This is a genomic window from Pseudocitrobacter vendiensis (assembly GCF_943590815.1).
Lineage (GTDB): Bacteria > Pseudomonadota > Gammaproteobacteria > Enterobacterales > Enterobacteriaceae > Pseudocitrobacter > Pseudocitrobacter vendiensis.
Map to the genome: position 1 here is coordinate 82447 of NZ_CALSBS010000010.1, position 17543 is coordinate 99989.

Genomic DNA, 17543 nt, shown 5'->3' on the forward strand with positions numbered 1-17543 from the left:
CGGGTTGCGGATTGTTCCTTTAAGGTCTAAGCAAGCAGGTAGCGCTCTGTCTATACTGACTTGTCGAGCAGATGATTTACTAAAAAAGTTTAACATTATCAGGAGAGCATTATGGCTGTTACTAATGTCGCTGAACTTAACGCACTCGTCGAGCGCGTAAAAAAAGCCCAGCGTGAATATGCCAGTTTCACTCAAGAACAAGTCGACAAAATCTTCCGCGCTGCCGCTCTGGCTGCCGCAGATGCTCGAATTCCTCTCGCAAAAATGGCTGTTGCCGAATCCGGCATGGGTATTGTTGAAGATAAAGTGATCAAAAACCACTTTGCTTCTGAATACATCTATAACGCCTATAAAGATGAAAAAACCTGTGGCGTGCTCTCTGAAGACGACACCTTCGGTACCATCACCATCGCTGAACCTATCGGCATTATCTGTGGGATCGTCCCGACGACCAACCCGACTTCAACCGCTATCTTTAAATCACTGATCAGCCTGAAGACGCGTAACGCCATCATCTTCTCCCCGCATCCGCGCGCTAAAGATGCAACGAACAAAGCAGCAGACATCGTCCTGCAGGCGGCTATCGCTGCTGGCGCGCCGAAAGATCTGATCGGCTGGATTGACCAACCGTCAGTAGAACTGTCTAACGCCCTGATGCACCACCCGGACATCAATCTGATCCTCGCGACCGGTGGTCCTGGCATGGTTAAAGCAGCATACAGCTCCGGTAAACCAGCAATCGGCGTAGGCGCAGGTAACACCCCGGTTGTTATCGATGAAACCGCTGATATCAAACGTGCTGTTGCATCCGTACTGATGTCTAAAACCTTCGATAACGGCGTAATTTGTGCGTCTGAACAGTCTGTTGTTGTGGTTGATTCCGTATACGACGCCGTTCGTGAACGTTTCGCCAGCCACGGCGGCTACATGCTGCAGGGCAAAGAGCTGAAAGCCGTTCAGGACATCATCCTGAAAAATGGCGCACTGAACGCAGCAATTGTAGGTCAGCCTGCGGCTAAAATCGCAGAACTGGCAGGCTTCACCGTACCGGCAACCACCAAGATTCTGATTGGTGAAGTGAAAGTTGTCGACGAAAGCGAACCATTTGCACACGAAAAACTGTCTCCGACGCTGGCAATGTATCGCGCCAAAGATTTCGAAGACGCTGTACAGAAAGCAGAAAAACTGGTTGCTATGGGCGGTATCGGTCATACCTCTTGCCTGTACACCGACCAGGACAACCAGCCGGAACGCGTCGCTCACTTCGGTCAGATGATGAAAACCGCGCGTATCCTGATTAACACCCCGGCATCTCAGGGTGGTATCGGTGACCTGTATAACTTCAAACTCGCACCTTCCCTGACTCTGGGTTGTGGTTCATGGGGTGGTAACTCCATCTCTGAAAACGTTGGTCCAAAACACCTGATCAACAAGAAAACCGTTGCTAAGCGAGCTGAAAACATGTTGTGGCACAAACTTCCGAAATCTATCTACTTCCGCCGTGGCTCACTGCCAATCGCGCTGGATGAAGTGATTACTGATGGCCACAAACGTGCGCTCATCGTGACTGACCGCTTCCTGTTTAACAACGGCTATGCAGACCAGATCACCTCTGTTCTGAAAGCGGCTGGCGTTGAAACTGAAGTGTTCTTCGAAGTTGAAGCAGACCCAACCCTGACTGTCGTTCGTAAGGGCGCAGAGCTGGCGAACTCCTTCAAACCAGACGTGATCATCGCGCTGGGCGGCGGCTCCCCGATGGATGCTGCGAAAATCATGTGGGTTATGTACGAACATCCGGAAACTCACTTCGAAGAACTGGCACTGCGCTTTATGGACATCCGTAAACGTATCTACAAGTTCCCGAAAATGGGTGTGAAAGCGAAAATGATCGCCGTCACTACCACTTCCGGTACCGGTTCTGAAGTCACACCGTTTGCGGTTGTAACCGACGACGCTACAGGTCAGAAATATCCGCTGGCAGACTACGCGCTGACCCCGGATATGGCGATTGTCGATGCCAACCTGGTCATGGACATGCCGAAATCCCTGTGTGCTTTCGGTGGTCTTGACGCTGTCACTCACGCCCTGGAAGCATATGTTTCCGTACTGGCATCTGAGTTCTCCGACGGTCAGGCTCTGCAAGCGCTGAAACTGCTGAAAGAAAACCTGCCGGCGTCCTACCACGAAGGGTCTAAAAACCCGGTAGCACGTGAGCGCGTTCACAGTGCAGCAACTATCGCGGGTATCGCGTTTGCGAACGCCTTCCTGGGTGTATGTCACTCCATGGCGCACAAACTGGGTTCTCAGTTCCACATTCCTCACGGTCTGGCGAACGCCCTGTTGATCAGCAACGTTATTCGCTACAACGCGAACGACAACCCGACCAAACAGACCGCATTCAGCCAGTACGACCGTCCGCAAGCACGTCGTCGTTACGCTGAAATCGCTGACCACCTGGGTCTGAGCGCACCGGGCGACCGTACTGCTGCTAAGATCGAGAAACTGCTGGCATGGCTGGAAGAATTGAAGGCTGAACTGGGTATTCCTAAATCTATCCGTGAAGCTGGCGTTCAGGAAGCTGACTTCCTGGCGAACGTCGACAAACTGTCTGAAGATGCGTTTGACGACCAGTGCACCGGTGCTAACCCGCGCTACCCGCTGATTTCTGAACTGAAACAAATCCTGCTGGATACCTTCTATGGACGTGAGTACCACGAAGGCGAAGTTGAAGTGAAGAAAGAAGCTGCACCAGCAAAAGCTGAGAAAAAAGCGAAGAAATCTGCTTAATCAGCCGCTGAGCTAACGCTCTGATAGCAAGCCCCATCTCAGGATGGGGCTTTTTTTTACTTCCGATTTAGCTCACAGGCGTGCGTCAAAGAAGGAACAATATGGAGCAAAGTAAGGGCTCCACTCACGCCAGATTAGCAGCAGACGTGAGCGGAGAATGCGCGAGAGCGCAATCAGGCAGGGTGACGGCAGTGACGATGTTTAGCCTGAATGACGGCCAGCGAGCCCTCCTCCAGCGCTTCTTTATAGTGCTTACGACAGACAGAGACGTAACGCTCATTTCCGCCAATAACCACCTGCTCGCCTTCATTATAAGGGCGGCCTTCTTGATCAAGACGCAACACCATGCTGGCTTTACGTCCGCAGAAACAAATCGTTTTTAATTCCACCAGCTTGTCGGAGAGCGCCAGCAAATACTGGCTACCGCCAAATAACTCACCGCGGAAGTCAGTACGTAAGCCGTAGCATAAAACAGGAATATCGAGCTGATCGACGACGTCTGAGAGCGCGTAGACCTGTTCACGCGTCAGGAACTGGCATTCATCCACCAGCACGCAGTTAACCGCCTCACGCGCGTTCTCAGCGCTTATCTCATCAAAGAGCTGACTACCCTGGTTAAACAGCTTTGCTGGCGAGGAGAGCCCAATACGCGAGCTGACTTTGCCTGCACCGAAACGGTCATCAATTTCGGCGGTATAAACCACGGTACGCATCCCACGTTCCTGGTAATTGTATGATGACTGCAATAGCGCCGTAGACTTACCCGCGTTCATTGCAGAATAGTAGAAATAAAGTTGTGCCATTGGCCGCGAAACCCTAATCAATACGTTTTCAGACGCCGGCAGTGTACCATATTTTATCCTGCCCTACGCTCGCACATACAAAACATGCGGTTTTTGTATAACTACCATAAACATTAAGAATGATGAATTGTTGCTTAAAACACGATTTATCAGGTTACAAATTGTCTATATTGGCTTGCAGAGCCCGACAGATGGGCCTTCGCCGCATTAACCCGTCAACCAATTTTCTCCGGGCTTTGTGCAGCAAAAATAACAGCGACATCAATAAATAAGAAATATCGTTAAAATCCGCACACCGTACTTCAGTAACCTCAACGGCTTACAGCAACCTGGCTGCCAATTTGAATAGCATGTAAATAACATCGTCATAACTATGGGTTTAATAGGAAAGCCAGGGGTAATAACGCCCAGGTTTCTTCTGTAAGGGATGAAGGCATAAAGCAGCATAGGTTCGTTATTATCCCTGCTCTATCGCCCGGTCGGCAATGTTACTATCACCTAAGGACAACGGTTCACCCTGTATCACGTCAGGTTTGATTTAGCATAGTAACCATTCATAACCTATAAAGAAGCGCATAAAATTGATACGGACCAACTAATACATAAGGTTGATATTTATCCATACGGAGTATAGGCCACCTGCCTTTCAGTCCTGACGTGCTGCATTCTCTGGCGTGTTATAGTTCAGACTTCCTCGACAATAGAACGGGTAAAGTTGTGAAGCAGCACTAAAAATTTAACTTTTAGATATTAATAAAAGCACCAAATAACACGTTATTTTGAATTCCTTACATTCCTCCCTATTGCACAACTGAAATTAACGCTCTATTATTACTTCAACAAACCACCCCAATATAAGTTTGAGAATACTACAATGAGCGAAGCACTTAAAATTTTGAACAACATCCGTACTCTTCGTGCGCAGGCAAGAGAATGCACCCTTGAAACGCTTGAAGAAATGCTGGAAAAATTAGAAGTTGTTGTTAACGAGCGTCGTGAAGAAGAAAACGCGGCAGCGGCTGAAGTTGAAGAACGTACTCGTAAACTGCAACAATACCGTGAAATGCTGATTGCTGACGGCATTGATCCGAACGAATTGCTGAACAGCATTGCAGCTGCTAAAACCGGCACCAAAGCAAAACGCGCTGCGCGTCCGGCTAAATACAGCTATGTTGATGAAAATGGCGAAACGAAAACCTGGACCGGCCAGGGTCGTACTCCTGCAGTAATCAAAAAAGCAATGGACGAGCAAGGTAAATCTCTGGATGATTTCCTGATTAAGGACTAATCCCGAAATTGCTTTAAGAATCCCGCTCCGGCGGGATTTTTTTTATGGGTACGTTACTGCCCTGCTGTTTTTTTATGCATTAGTCAAATCACAGCAATAAAAAAGCCGGGTTACCGAACGGTCGGTATCCCGGCTCAGGGTCACACGAAAAATTACTTCGCTACGCCCAGCGTGTCTTTAAGCCATGCAGTGAATTCTTCACCGAGTGTCTTATGACGAACGCCATATTCAACGAAGGCCTGCATATAACCCAGTTTATTACCGCAGTCATGGCTTTTGCCTTTCATATGATAGGCTTCAACCGTTTCTTTCTCGATCAGCATATCAATAGCATCGGTCAACTGAATTTCATCGCCAGCTCCCGGAGGTGTTTTTGCCAGCAGCGGCCAAATATCAGCGCTCAGGACATAACGCCCTACAATGGCCAGGTTTGACGGTGCGACATCAGCTTTCGGTTTCTCAACCACGCCAACCATCGGTACGCTGTCGCCCGGTGCCAATGGGGCACCTTTACAGTCAACCACGCCGTAAGCGGTAACATCGTCAACCGGCTCAACCATAATCTGGCTTGAACCCGTTTCATCAAAGCGTTTGATCATTTCTGCCAGGTTGTCCTGGGACAGATCGGATTCAAATTCATCCAGAATAACGTCTGGCAGAATAACCGCGACGGGTTCATCACCCACAACTGGATGCGCGCATAATACAGCGTGTCCCAGACCTTTCGCCAGGCCCTGACGTACCTGCATAATGGTTACGTGCGGCGGGCAAATAGATTGCACTTCTTCCAGCAACTGACGCTTAACGCGTTTTTCCAGCATAGCTTCAAGTTCGAAGCTGGTGTCAAAATGGTTTTCAATCGAATTCTTGGAAGAGTGAGTGACCAGCACAATTTCAGTGATACCTGCGGCGATACATTCATTTACCACATACTGAATTAATGGTTTATCTACCAGCGGCAGCATTTCCTTAGGAATTGCCTTCGTAGCAGGTAACATCCTGGTACCTAATCCCGCCACGGGGATAACGGCCTTAGTCACTTTCGAATTTAGGGCAGCCATTCAAATCTCCTGAACTGTTCAAACTTTGAACTTGCTCGTTAATTAATAACGCGTTGAGTATATCATCACAGCCAGGTGGGGCTGCTCCGAAAAGGACGCGCTGACCTTGAATTAAGATTTATACGTATCAGACTTGCTGATAGTACCACCGTGAAAGATAAGCCGTTAAAGCTATCCTGCGGGAAAAATGCGTTTGCTCATTCTGCAGACAACATTAAACGCAATCGCCCCCCATTTCCCCAAATCTGACACTGCCAGGAACTGCAGCGCTGGCTAATTTGGTTGAGGTATGCATTGCCCAGCGTGCCTAAAGGTACACCATTACTTATTTGTATATGATGCTCTCCGGTATTTAATGTGCCATTAAGCCCGGCAGAAACCAGAATCAGATTTTTTAACTCACTATGATAATAACCCACCAACAGAGGAAATTGCCCGGGCAGATTAGCCTGACGCAAAAGCTGATTCACTTGTTTAAGCAGGCTACGCAATTCTGGCAGTCGTTGACCCTGATGGGCGAGCTGTTCCTGCAACAGGCCATTGAACAGCGAACGTAATAACAGCGCCGCCAATACACCATTATCTCCTGCCCGCGTCACATCAAGACAGTAAAACGCGAGATCGTTATCGGAGAGCGGTGCAATATCCAGTACCAGACCCGGTTTATCGGCGAGCACCAGTTGACGATAGTTAATACGGCAATGCGAGATAACCTGCTGAACAGGTGGCTGCAACTCCTGAAGCAATTTTGCCGCGGCAGACGGATTGTTCACGAGGGCATCCCAGTCTTCAAATAATCGCTCCTCCTCCTCTACCCGAGAATTAAACATATTGGGATAGAGGCAGGCAAAAACGGTTTCTCGCAACCGGTTCAGATCCTTTACTGGTTTTAACAGAACATCCTGGACTCCGAGCCTTAATGCCCGGGCGATATCGGCCATATTCTCTGTGGCCGAGATGACGAGAATAGGTAATTTTGCCCCGCCGTTGCGCACGTGCTCTACCAGCGTGAGGCCATTCATACGCGGCATGGCAAGATCGCAAATCATCAAATCAGGCTGAAGCGTCGCCAGGATTTCAAGCGCCGCCACGCCGTCCTGAGCGAGCGAGGTTTCAGCGCCCAGCGATGTGAGCCACGAATCCAGAAGGGAGCGGAAAACGGGTTCGTCCTCAACAATCAAGATCTGTTTTCCCGCCAATGGCTGCGTCATGATATCTCCCCTGGCTGACGATAAATAAATAGTGGCATGCTATTCACACAATCGCCTGTCAGATTTTGCTTAAGTAGTCTTAAAAGTGTCTCAAATTGAGGCACGAACTAAGGGTAAGAGCTCATCTGTCTTTTTTTCTACCGCTAACTGACCTGCGGCAATTGCAGAAGAGGCTCGGTGAAAATCAAGTGTCGAGATCTGCGGACAAAACGGTTGAATCAGGATATCCGGTGGATCGCCCGCCATACGGTTACGTTTCAGACGGTTTTCCAGCACCTGAATCGAGGTGGACATGATTTCCATCGCCGTGGGTGTCACGGACGTGCGGCGTGATGCTACCCGGCCTAAACGCACGCGCAGTCTCTCACGCCAGGAGAGCGTATCAGGATTATCGCTCTCCTCCGGGTCGGGCTGAATATTGACCGACATTAAATCTTGCTGCATCAGATGCGCATCATGCTGCAAATCAACGGCTATCACGATATCTGCGCCGAGAGCGCGCGTCAGCGAAACGGGAATGGGGTTAACCACCGCGCCATCCACCAGCCAGTAGCCATTATGTAGCACCGGTGACATCAGACCAGGAATACTGCAGGATGCACGCACAGCCATATGCAGGTCGCCTTTGGTAAACCACAGCTCTCTTCCGGTACTGAGATTTGTCGCAACGGCGGCAAAGCGTTTTTCGCAACGCTCAATGGTATCGTTGGGCATCACCTGTCTATAGTGACTGAACACACGCTCGCCGCGCAACAATCCGCCGCGACGCCAGGAGAGATCCATCAGGCGTAGCACGTCCCAGTAGCTAAAGGAGCAGGCCCACTTTTCGAGTGCGGGGAGACGATTACTGGCGTAGGCGGCGCCCACCAGCGAGCCGATGGAACATCCCGCGACGATATCGACCTCAATTCCCATTTGCTGTAGTGCTTTAATGACACCAATATGAGACCAGCCACGCGCTGCGCCCGATCCCAAAGCCAAACCAATTTTAACTTTTCTCATTCGTACCGGTGGACATCCTCTCGCTTCATCGTGGCAACATTGCCACCGCTCGGTTAACATAGTGCCACCCGGCGTCAATCGCGCCATTCATTATTGTACAGGGAGACGATTTTGTCTGAACTTTGCCCCTGTGGCAGCGCTGTCGAGTATAGCGCATGTTGCCAACGTTATCTGTCTGGTGCACAGGTTGCACCGACACCGTCACACCTTATGCGCTCTCGTTACAGCGCTTTTGTGATGAAAAACGCAGATTATTTAATCAAAACCTGGCATCCGTCTTGTCAGGCTGGCGATTATCGCCAGGATATTGAAAACGGCTTTACCACAACGCAATGGCTTGGGCTTACCGTCTTCGCGACCGAAGACGGCGCGCATGGCGACGAAGGGTTTGTGAGCTTCGTGGCGCGTTTTCACGACCATAACAAGAATGGCGCTATCATTGAGCGTTCAAGATTCTTAAAAGAAAACGGTCAATGGTACTATATTGATGGCACACGCCCCGTATTTGGCCGCAATGACCCCTGCCCTTGTGGTTCAGGGAAAAAATTTAAAAAATGCTGCGGGCAGTAATTCGCCCCGCTCAGTTTCGCAAACATCATCAACAGGATTTACCCGGCAATGCACTCATTACAACGAAAAGTTCTCCGCACAATCTGCCCCGATCAAAAAGGCCTGATCGCACGAATTACCAATATTTGTTACAAGCATGAACTGAATATCGTGCAGAACAATGAATTCGTTGATCACCGTACCGGACGCTTTTTTATGCGTACCGAACTGGAAGGCATATTTAACGATGTTACGCTGTTGGCAGATTTAGACAGCGCATTACCGGAAGGTTCTATCCGTGAACTGAACCCGGCAGGTCGCCGCCGTATTGTTATTCTGGTCACCAAAGAGGCGCACTGCCTGGGTGATCTGCTAATGAAAGCGAATTACGGTGGTCTGGATGTGGAAATTGCCGCCGTGATTGGCAACCATGAAACCCTGCGCACGCTGGTTGAACGTTTTGATATTCCGTTCCAACTGGTAAGCCACGAAGGGCTGACGCGCGATGAACATGACCAGCAGATGGCAGATGCCATCGATGCATACGAGCCGGACTACGTGGTGCTGGCGAAATATATGCGCGTCCTGACACCAAACTTTGTGTCACGTTTCCCGAATAAAATTATCAATATTCACCACTCATTCCTGCCGGCCTTTATTGGTGCTCGTCCTTATCACCAGGCTTATGAGCGCGGCGTGAAGATCATCGGCGCCACCGCGCATTACGTGAATGATAATCTGGATGAAGGCCCGATCATCATGCAGGACGTGATTCACGTTGATCACACCTATACAGCGGAAGATATGATGCGCGCCGGTCGCGACGTCGAGAAGAATGTATTAAGCCGCGCATTGTACCAGGTGCTGGCCCAGCGCGTATTCGTGTACGGCAATCGGACGATTATTCTTTAATCACTAACAAAATGAACTGGTTGCCTTTAACGCGTTACGGATGAAAAGTACGCAAACGGTTCATTTTATTCAAACGAAAGCTTTACAGCGGCGCGTCATTTGATATGATGCGCCCCGCTTCCCCACAAGGAAGCAGGCCAGTACCAAGCAATACCCCGTGGTGGGGTTCCCGAGCGGCCAAAGGGAGCAGACTGTAAATCTGCCGTCATCGACTTCGAAGGTTCGAATCCTTCCCCCACCACCATTATTCACCACAGCGATGTGGTAACTTCGGTGAGATTGTTAATGTTTGCACTCATCGGGGAAGGGTGAGGAGCGAAGCGACGAATAATCCTTCCCCCACCACCATCTCAAGCATTACCTCAAAATTAGAATTACCCCTGGTGGGGTTCCCGAGCGGCCAAAGGGAGCAGACTGTAAATCTGCCGTCATCGACTTCGAAGGTTCGAATCCTTCCCCCACCACCATCACTTTCTGATAAAGCCTAATTTAAACTTATCGATATCGTTTCATATTCTGCCCATGCGGGAAGGATGAGAAGCTTCGACCAAGGTTCGAATCCTTCCCCCACCACCATCACTTTCTGATAAAGCCTAATTTAAACTTATCGATATCGTTTCATATTCTGCCCATGCGGGAAGGATGAGAAGCTTCGACCAAGGTTCGATTCGAGCGTAGCGAGAAAGCGTTGCCGCAGGCAACGACCCGAAGGGCGAAGCGCGTAGCGCTGAGTAATCCTTCCCCCACCACCATCACTTTCTTAAATACTCAAAACCTGTTACTCCGAGCTGATTTTTGCCCGGTGGCACTGCGTTTACCGGGCCTACAAATGCACGTTACCCGTAGGTCGGATAAGCGAAGCGCCTTCCGACAATTCACACCGCACCGTGCCCATTACAACCGCCAAAGCAGGGTTTGTTATTAACATGACATGCACACCGCCCGTAGGTCGGATAAGCGAAGCGCCATCCGACAATTCACACCGCACCATGCCCATAAAAACCGCCGATGCCGGGTTTGTGGTTAACATGACATACACACCGCCCGTAGGTCGGATAAGCGAAGCGCATCCGACACTTCACACCGCACCCATAAAAAAACCCCGCCGAAGCAGGGTTTGTCGTCAATGCAAACGCGCTTAGTGACGCGCACGCACAATCTGATACTTACGCGTCAGATATTCTACCGGCACGCTCCAGATGTGTACCAGACGCGAGAACGGGAACAGCAGGAACAGCGTCATGCCAAGCACCAGGTGAACGCGGTAGATTAGTGCCACGCCATCCAGATGCGCAGACGCACCGCCGTGGAAGGTCACCACCGATTGCGCCCAGCCGACCAGTTTCATCATCTCGCTACCGTCCATATGTTGCGCAGAGAACGGAATGGTCAGCAGACCCAGCGCACACTGCACCACCAGCAGTGTCAGAATCAGAATATCCGCACCGGTAGAGGTTGCACGCACGCGCGGGCTAAACAGACGGCGTTTCAGCAGCAATACGCCGCCAATCAGACACAGCACGCCGCTTGCGCCACCAGCAAACATCGCCATTTTCTGTTTCACTTCAATCGGCAGCCATGCTTCATACATCCAGTGCGGTGTCAGCATTCCGAGGAAGTGACCCGCGAAGATCCCCAAAATGCCGAGGTGGAACAGGTTCGACGCCACGTTCATTCCTTTGCGATCCAGCATCTGGCTGGATGCCGCTCGCCAGGTGTACTGGCCATAGTCATAACGCAGCCAGCTACCAATCAGAAATACCGAACCCGCAATGTATGGATAGATATCGAAGAGAAACATATTCAGGAAGTGCATTATCGCTCTCCTCCGTTAGAGATATTCAGATATTGTGGCGCGACAGCCCCCGCAAACCGGCGTTGGTGAGCCGCTATTTCAGACTCGCCGCAGCCCTGGTCGGCGAAGAATTTCACCTGCTCTTCTTCCCAGACAGCATCCAGCGCCTGCGGGGTATCATCGCGCGCTTCATCAGCGATTTTTTCGGCGACTTTGTCGCTGTCCACTTCGCTGTGCGCCATTTTCAGCAACGTATCAAACAGCACCGCATAATGGCTTTCTCGTTGCGTCAGACGCGCGCTTAACAGCGCCAGAATCGGCGCAATATCCTGCAATCCACCAATGGCTTCACTTTCCGGCAACTGAGCAAGATATTCCAGATACAGTGGCAGATGATCCGGCAGCTCGCGGCTGTCCAGCTGCAAACCGTGCTGCTCATACTGGTTCATCAGGTCAACCATCGCCTGACCGCGATCGCGGGATTCCCCGTGAACGTGTTCGAACAGCAGCAGCGAAGTGGCGCGACCACGGTCAAAGAGCTCGCTGTAGTTCGCCTGGACATCGAGAAGATCCTGCGCGGTCAAATCGCGCAGGAAAACGCCCAGTTTCTGGGCATCCTCTTTATCGAGTTTTGCTGAAGACGCGAGAGCCTCGAAAACCTCGTCCTGATGCTGCCACAGGGCAGCATCCGGGTATTCGAGCAGACGCGAAATGACGAGTAGCTCAATCATGCGTGCGGCTCCGTTTTGCTGCTCACATCGATAGCATCAATGCGGCGGCTGTTGAACAGGTTGAATTTGCTGTCTGAACCGTGGCAACCGTCGCCGAAGCTGAAACCGCAACCGCTTTTTTCCGGGAAGGCTTCACGCGCCTGCTCACGGTGGCTGCTCGGCACCACGAAACGATCTTCGTAATTCGCGATAGCCAGGTAGCGATACATCTCCTGCGCCTGCGCTTCGGTCAGGCCAACTTCTTCCAGCGCGCGGGTATCTACTACGCCATCGACGTTTTCCGCACGTTTGAAGTGGCGCATCGCCAGCATACGTTTCAGTGCCAGCAGTACTGGCTGGGTATCGCCAGCAGTCAACAGGTTCGCCAGATACTGAACCGGAATACGCAGACTTTCGACATCCGGCAGGATACCGTTGCTGCCCAGCTCGCCCGCATCGGCAGCCGACTGAATCGGTGACAGTGGCGGCACGTACCACACCATTGGCAGCGTGCGATATTCCGGGTGCAGCGGCAGCGCCAGCTTCCAGTCAACGGCCATTTTGTAAACCGGTGACTGCTGTGCCGCTTCGATCACACCCTGCGGAATGCCATCTTTCAGCGCCTGCTCAATCACTTTCGGATCGTTCGGATCGAGGAACACCTCCAGTTGACGCTGATAGAGATCTTTTTCGCTTCCCGTACTTGCCGCCTGTTCAATCGCATCCGCGTCATACAGCAGCACGCCCAGATAGCGGATACGCCCCACGCAGGTTTCGGAGCACACGGTCGGCTGACCGGCTTCGATACGCGGGTAGCAGAAGATGCACTTCTCAGACTTGCCGCTCTTCCAGTTGAAGTAGATTTTTTTGTACGGGCAGCCGGTGATACACATACGCCAGCCACGGCATTTGTCCTGGTCGATCAGCACGATGCCGTCTTCTTCACGCTTGTAGATAGCACCGCTCGGGCAGGTCGCCGCACAGGCCGGGTTAAGGCAGTGCTCGCACAAACGCGGCAGGTACATCATGAAGGTGTTTTCGAACTGGCCGTACATCGCTTTCTGCATGTTTTCGAAGTTTTTGTCTTTCGACAGCTTCTCAAACTCGCCGCCCAGGTCATCTTCCCAGTTCGGGCCTTTTTCGATTTTCGCCATACGCTGACCGGTGATCAGCGAGCGCGGGCGAGCAATAGGCTGCACTTTTGTGCCTTCTGGCGCGGTATGCAGATTCTGGTAATCAAAATCAAACGGCTCGTAATAATCATCAAGCCCCGGCAGATGCGGGTTAGCAAAAATTTTACCCAGCAGCAATGCACGGTTACCCATGCGCGGCTGGATTTTGCCGTTGATTTTGCGGATCCAGCCGCCTTTATATTTTTCCTGGTTTTCCCAGTCGGTCGGGAAGCCCTGGCCCGGCTTAGTTTCCACGTTGTTAAACCACGCGTACTCCACGCCTTCACGGCTGGTCCAGACGTTTTTACAGGTGACTGAACAGGTGTGGCAACCGATGCACTTATCCAGATTCAGCACCATGCCGACTTGTGAACGAATTTTCATTTTACGCTCTCCTGTACCTGGTCATTGCCTTCGCCATCCAACCAGTCAATGTTCTTCATCTTACGTACCACAACAAACTCATCGCGGTTAGAGCCGACAGTGCCGTAGTAGTTAAAGCCGTAGGCCAACTGCGCATAGCCGCCAATCATGTGCGTCGGTTTCGGCGTAATACGCGTTACCGAGTTATGAATACCGCCGCGCTGGCTGGTGATTTCTGAACCCGGCAGGTTCACGATACGTTCCTGCGCGTGGTACATCATGGTCATCCCTTCCGGCACACGCTGGCTGACAACCGCACGGGCAGTTAACGCGCCGTTGCTATTGAAGACTTCAATCCAGTCGTTATCGGCAATCCCCAGCGATTTAGCATCAACTTCGCTCATCCATACCACCGGGCCACCGCGACCCAAAGTCAGCATCAGCAGGTTGTCACTGTAGGTGGAGTGGATCCCCCACTTCTGGTGCGGCGTCAGGAAGTTGAGCGCTTTTTCCGGGTTACCGTTAGATTTCTGGCCCATCACTTCTTTTACCGAACGGGTATCGATCGGCGGGCGGTAAACCAGCAGGCTTTCCCCGAAATCACGCATCCACTGGTGATCCTGATACAGCTGCTGACGGCCAGAGAGCGTACGCCACGGGATCAGCTCGTGAACGTTGGTGTAACCGGCGTTATAAGAAACGTGCTCATCTTCAAGGCCTGACCAGGTCGGGCTGGAGATGATTTTGCGCGGTTGCGCCTGAATATCGCGGAAGCGAATCTTCTCGTCTTCTTTATTCAGCGCCAGATGTTTATGGTCACGACCGGTAAACTCACCCAGTGCGGCCCATGCCTTCACGGCAACCTGGCCGTTGGTTTCCGGCGCCAGCGTCAGGATCATCTCTGCCGCATCAATCGCCGTATTCAGCATCGGCTGACCTTTCGCCGGGCCGTCCGATTTGGTGTAGTTGAGCTTACGCAGCAGATCCATCTCGCTCTGGGTATTCCAGGCAATGCCTTTACCGCCGTTACCGATTTTCTCCATCAGCGGGCCGATAGAGGTGAAGCGCTCGTAAGTTGCCGGGTAGTCACGCTCAACGGTCAGAATATGCGGCGCGGTTTTCCCTGGGATCAGGTCACACTCGCCTTTTTTCCAGTCTTTTACATCCAGCGGCTGCGCCAGTTCGGCAGCGGAGTCGTGCTGGATTGGCAGCGTCACCACGTCGGTTTCTTTGCCTAAATGCCCCACGCACACTTCCGAGAATTTCTTCGCGATACCTTTGTAGATTTCCCAGTCGCTTTTGGACTCCCAGGCCGGGTCAACCGCGGCAGACAGCGGATGAATAAACGGATGCATATCCGAGGTATTCATGTCGTCTTTTTCATACCAGGTCGCGGTTGGCAGCACGATGTCAGAGTAGAGACAGGTGCTCGACAGACGGAAGTCCAGCGTTACCACCAGATCCAGTTTGCCGTCGAGGCCGTTGTCCTGCCATTCCACTTCTTCCGGTTTCACGCCGCCCTGTTTGCCGAGATCTTTCCCCTGAATACCGTGCTCGGTACCCAGCAGATATTTCAGCATGAACTCATGGCCTTTACCGGAAGAGCCCAGCAGGTTAGAACGCCAGATGAACATGTTACGCGGATGGTTTTTACCGTTTTCCGGCTGTTCTGCCGCAAAGCGAATAGAGCCCTCTTTCAGGGATTTCACGGTGTAATCCACCGGATTCATGCCCGCTTTTTCCGCTTCTTCGGCAATACGCAGTGGGTTAGTGCCTAACTGCGGTGCAGACGGCAGCCAGCCCATACGTTCGGCGCGCACGTTGAAGTCAATCATATGGCCGGTATAGCGAGATTTATCCGCCAGCGGAGACAACAACTCTTCCGCCGTAACAGTTTCGTAACGCCACTGGCTGGAGTGGTTATAGAAGTACGAGGTGCTGTTCATGTGACGCGCCGGGCGCTGCCAGTCAAGGGCAAACGCCAGCGGCTGCCAGCCGGTTTGCGGACGCAGTTTTTCCTGGTCCACATAGTGTGCCCAGCCGCCGCCGCTCTGACCCACGCAACCGCAGAAGATCAGCATGTTGATCAGGCCACGGTAGTTCATGTCCAGGTGATACCAGTGGTTCAGACCAGCACCGACGATGATCATCGAACGGCCATGGGTCTTATCGGCGTTATCTGCAAACTCACGCGCGACGCGGATGATGTGTGCACGAGAAACGCCCGTCACTTTCTCCGCCCAGGCCGGGGTGTAAGCCTTCATGTCGTCGTAGCTGGTGGCGCAGTTTTCATCGTTCAGACCGCGTTCCAGGCCATAGTTCGCCAGCGTCAGGTCATAAACGGTGGTTACCAGCGCGGTGCTGCCATCGGCCAGTTGAACGCGTTTGACCGGCAGTTTGTGCAGCAGGATATTTTCCAGCTCAACATTCTGGAAGTGCTCGGTGCCTTCGCCGCCAAAGTACGGGAAACCAACCTGTGCGATGTCATCGTGGCTGCCCAGCAGGCTCAGACGCAGTTGAACGTCTTCACCGGTTTTACCGTCACGCTGTTCGAGGTTCCATTTACCTTTATCGCCCCAGCGGAAACCGATAGAGCCGTTCGGCGCGGTCATGTCACCCTGTTCATCATAGGCGACGGTTTTCCATTCCGGATTCTTTTCCTGACCCAGCGCATCAACCAGATCGGCGGCACGCAGCATGCGGCCCGCCGCGTAGTAACCGTCACGCTCTTCCAGCATCACCAGCATTGGCATGTCGGTATAGCGACGAACGTAGTCGGTGAAGTACTGGCTCGGTTTGTCGAGGTGGAATTCACGCAGCATCACGTGACCCATCGCCAGCGCCATTGCGGCATCGGTACCCTGCTTCGGTGCCAGCCACAGATCGCACAGTTTGGCGATTTCAGCGTAGTCCGGGGTAATGGCAACGGTTTTGGTCCCTTTGTAACGCACTTCAGTGAAGAAGTGAGCGTCCGGGGTACGCGTCTGCGGCACGTTAGAGCCCCAGGCGATGATGTAGTTAGAGTTATACCAGTCGGCCGATTCCGGTACGTCCGTCTGCTCACCCCAGGTCTGCGGAGACGCTGGCGGTAAGTCACAGTACCAGTCGTAGAAGCTCAGGCAGGTACCGCCAATCAGCGACAGATAACGCGCGCCAGAGGCGTAAGAAACCATCGACATCGCCGGGATCGGCGAGAAGCCTGCTACACGGTCAGGGCCGTAGGTTTTGACGGTATAGACGTTAGACGCCGCAATCAGCTCATTCACTTCCTGCCAGGAGGAGCGCACGAAACCGCCGCGACCACGCGCCTGTTTGAAGCTTTTGGCTTTATCAGAATCTTCGATGATGGACGCCCATGCATCAACCGGATCGCTGTGCTGCACTTTTGCTTCACGCCACATTTTCATCAGGCGTTTACGCATCAACGGATATTTCAGGCGGTTGGCGCTGTAGAGGTACCAGGAGTAGCTGGCGCCGCGAGGGCAGCCGCGTGGCTCGTGGTTAGGCAAATCCGGGCGAGTGCGCGGGTAATCGGTTTGTTGGGTTTCCCAGGTCACCAGGCCATTTTTTACGTAGATTTTCCAACTGCATGAACCCGTACAGTTCACCCCATGGGTAGAACGTACAACTTTGTCATGCTGCCAGCGTTGGCGGTATCCATCTTCCCAATCCCGGTTGGTATTCAGAATCTGTCCGTGCCCATCGGCAAAAGTTTCACCCTTCTGTTTGAAGTAGCGAAACCGGTCCAGGAATTTACTCATCGGGTCTCTCCTGTTTGGAGCCTGTCGGCTCTCTGATAAATCGACATTGCTGAATTTGCAGCGAAATTAACGCTCTGAAAGAGGAAGGGAATTGATAGGGATCAAGATGAATCGGCTTAATAATCACAC

General features: G+C 52.1%; 12 protein-coding genes, 2 tRNA genes and 1 other RNA gene. 7 read left to right on the top strand and 8 right to left on the bottom strand.

Annotation, left to right across the window (positions count from 1 at the left end):
* The first annotated feature begins 111 nt into the window (after positions 1 to 111).
* Positions 112 to 2787: a bifunctional acetaldehyde-CoA/alcohol dehydrogenase gene (gene adhE, locus NMC31_RS12700; RefSeq protein ID WP_149462708.1), complete on the top strand. Its 2676-nt coding sequence runs from the start codon at positions 112 to 114 to the stop codon at positions 2785 to 2787.
* Between the two features lie 173 nt (positions 2788 to 2960).
* On the opposite strand, the gene tdk is transcribed toward adhE, so the two are convergent.
* Positions 2961 to 3590 (bottom strand): thymidine kinase, encoded by a 630-nt coding sequence (gene tdk / locus NMC31_RS12705; RefSeq protein ID WP_149462709.1) that lies wholly within the window; start codon positions 3588 to 3590, stop codon positions 2961 to 2963.
* Positions 3591 to 4464: 874 nt separating this feature from the next.
* Between tdk and hns the strand changes: the two genes are divergently transcribed.
* Positions 4465 to 4878, top strand: coding sequence for a histone-like nucleoid-structuring protein H-NS (gene hns, locus NMC31_RS12710; protein ID WP_015964157.1), 414 nt, complete (start codon positions 4465 to 4467; stop codon positions 4876 to 4878).
* A 152-nt stretch (positions 4879 to 5030) separates the two neighbouring features.
* Here the strand turns inward: hns and galU are convergent, their stop codons facing one another.
* The 3 genes from galU to rssA all read right to left on the bottom strand — a co-directional run bounded on the left by galU (position 5031) and on the right by rssA (position 8152).
* A complete protein-coding gene (gene galU / locus NMC31_RS12715; RefSeq protein ID WP_149462710.1) occupies positions 5031 to 5939 on the bottom strand; it encodes a UTP--glucose-1-phosphate uridylyltransferase GalU in 909 nt (302 codons plus the stop codon).
* A gap of 197 nt (positions 5940 to 6136) precedes the next feature.
* A complete protein-coding gene (rssB, locus tag NMC31_RS12720; RefSeq protein WP_253898137.1) occupies positions 6137 to 7150 on the bottom strand; it encodes a two-component system response regulator RssB in 1014 nt (337 codons plus the stop codon).
* Between the two features lie 90 nt (positions 7151 to 7240).
* Positions 7241 to 8152, bottom strand: a complete 912-nt coding sequence (gene rssA, locus NMC31_RS12725; RefSeq protein ID WP_253898138.1) for a patatin-like phospholipase RssA — start codon at positions 8150 to 8152, stop codon at positions 7241 to 7243.
* A 111-nt stretch (positions 8153 to 8263) separates the two neighbouring features.
* On the opposite strand from rssA, the gene NMC31_RS12730 reads away from it, so the two are divergent.
* From NMC31_RS12730 to NMC31_RS12750, 5 genes are all read left to right on the top strand, one after another.
* Positions 8264 to 8722 (top strand): YchJ family protein, encoded by a 459-nt coding sequence (locus NMC31_RS12730; protein ID WP_149462713.1) that lies wholly within the window; start codon positions 8264 to 8266, stop codon positions 8720 to 8722.
* Between the two features lie 48 nt (positions 8723 to 8770).
* Positions 8771 to 9613, top strand: coding sequence for a formyltetrahydrofolate deformylase (gene purU, locus NMC31_RS12735; RefSeq protein ID WP_149462714.1), 843 nt, complete (start codon positions 8771 to 8773; stop codon positions 9611 to 9613).
* A 159-nt stretch (positions 9614 to 9772) separates the two neighbouring features.
* Positions 9773 to 9857, top strand: a tRNA-Tyr gene (locus NMC31_RS12740).
* Positions 9858 to 9995: 138 nt separating this feature from the next.
* Positions 9996 to 10080 (top strand) — tRNA-Tyr (locus tag NMC31_RS12745).
* Between the two features lie 154 nt (positions 10081 to 10234).
* Positions 10235 to 10365, top strand: a non-coding RNA gene (locus NMC31_RS12750) — RtT sRNA.
* A 386-nt stretch (positions 10366 to 10751) separates the two neighbouring features.
* On the opposite strand, the gene narI is transcribed toward NMC31_RS12750, so the two are convergent.
* From narI to NMC31_RS12770, 4 genes are read right to left on the bottom strand one after another with little or no spacing between them, the layout of a single operon-like run.
* Complete coding sequence (gene narI / locus NMC31_RS12755; protein WP_108477093.1) at positions 10752 to 11429, bottom strand: respiratory nitrate reductase subunit gamma; 678 nt, start codon at positions 11427 to 11429, stop codon at positions 10752 to 10754.
* Entirely contained in the window at positions 11429 to 12139 is a 711-nt protein-coding gene (gene narJ, locus NMC31_RS12760) for a nitrate reductase molybdenum cofactor assembly chaperone (RefSeq protein ID WP_253898139.1), read from the bottom strand. Before narJ ends, narI begins: the two co-directional genes overlap by 1 nt.
* Complete coding sequence (gene narH / locus NMC31_RS12765; RefSeq protein ID WP_253898140.1) at positions 12136 to 13674, bottom strand: nitrate reductase subunit beta; 1539 nt, start codon at positions 13672 to 13674, stop codon at positions 12136 to 12138. The genes narJ and narH overlap by 4 nt, the downstream gene beginning before the upstream one ends.
* Positions 13671 to 17414, bottom strand: a complete 3744-nt coding sequence (locus tag NMC31_RS12770; RefSeq protein WP_253898141.1) for a nitrate reductase subunit alpha — start codon at positions 17412 to 17414, stop codon at positions 13671 to 13673. The genes narH and NMC31_RS12770 overlap by 4 nt, the downstream gene beginning before the upstream one ends.
* Positions 17415 to 17543 lie beyond the last annotated feature (129 nt).

Bases quoted from the DNA above. Each gene is read 5' to 3' on its own strand.
- adhE (WP_149462708.1), top strand. From the start codon at position 112: ATGGCTGTTACTAATGTCGCTGAACTTAACGCACTCGTCGAGCGCGTA.
- tdk (WP_149462709.1), bottom strand. From the start codon at position 3,590: ATGGCACAACTTTATTTCTACTATTCTGCAATGAACGCGGGTAAGTCT.
- hns (WP_015964157.1), top strand. From the start codon at position 4,465: ATGAGCGAAGCACTTAAAATTTTGAACAACATCCGTACTCTTCGTGCG.
- galU (WP_149462710.1), bottom strand. From the start codon at position 5,939: ATGGCTGCCCTAAATTCGAAAGTGACTAAGGCCGTTATCCCCGTGGCG.
- rssB (WP_253898137.1), bottom strand. From the start codon at position 7,150: ATGACGCAGCCATTGGCGGGAAAACAGATCTTGATTGTTGAGGACGAA.
- rssA (WP_253898138.1), bottom strand. From the start codon at position 8,152: ATGAGAAAAGTTAAAATTGGTTTGGCTTTGGGATCGGGCGCAGCGCGT.
- purU (WP_149462714.1), top strand. From the start codon at position 8,771: ATGCACTCATTACAACGAAAAGTTCTCCGCACAATCTGCCCCGATCAA.
- narI (WP_108477093.1), bottom strand. From the start codon at position 11,429: ATGCACTTCCTGAATATGTTTCTCTTCGATATCTATCCATACATTGCG.
- narJ (WP_253898139.1), bottom strand. From the start codon at position 12,139: ATGATTGAGCTACTCGTCATTTCGCGTCTGCTCGAATACCCGGATGCT.
- narH (WP_253898140.1), bottom strand. From the start codon at position 13,674: ATGAAAATTCGTTCACAAGTCGGCATGGTGCTGAATCTGGATAAGTGC.
- NMC31_RS12770 (WP_253898141.1), bottom strand. From the start codon at position 17,414: ATGAGTAAATTCCTGGACCGGTTTCGCTACTTCAAACAGAAGGGTGAA.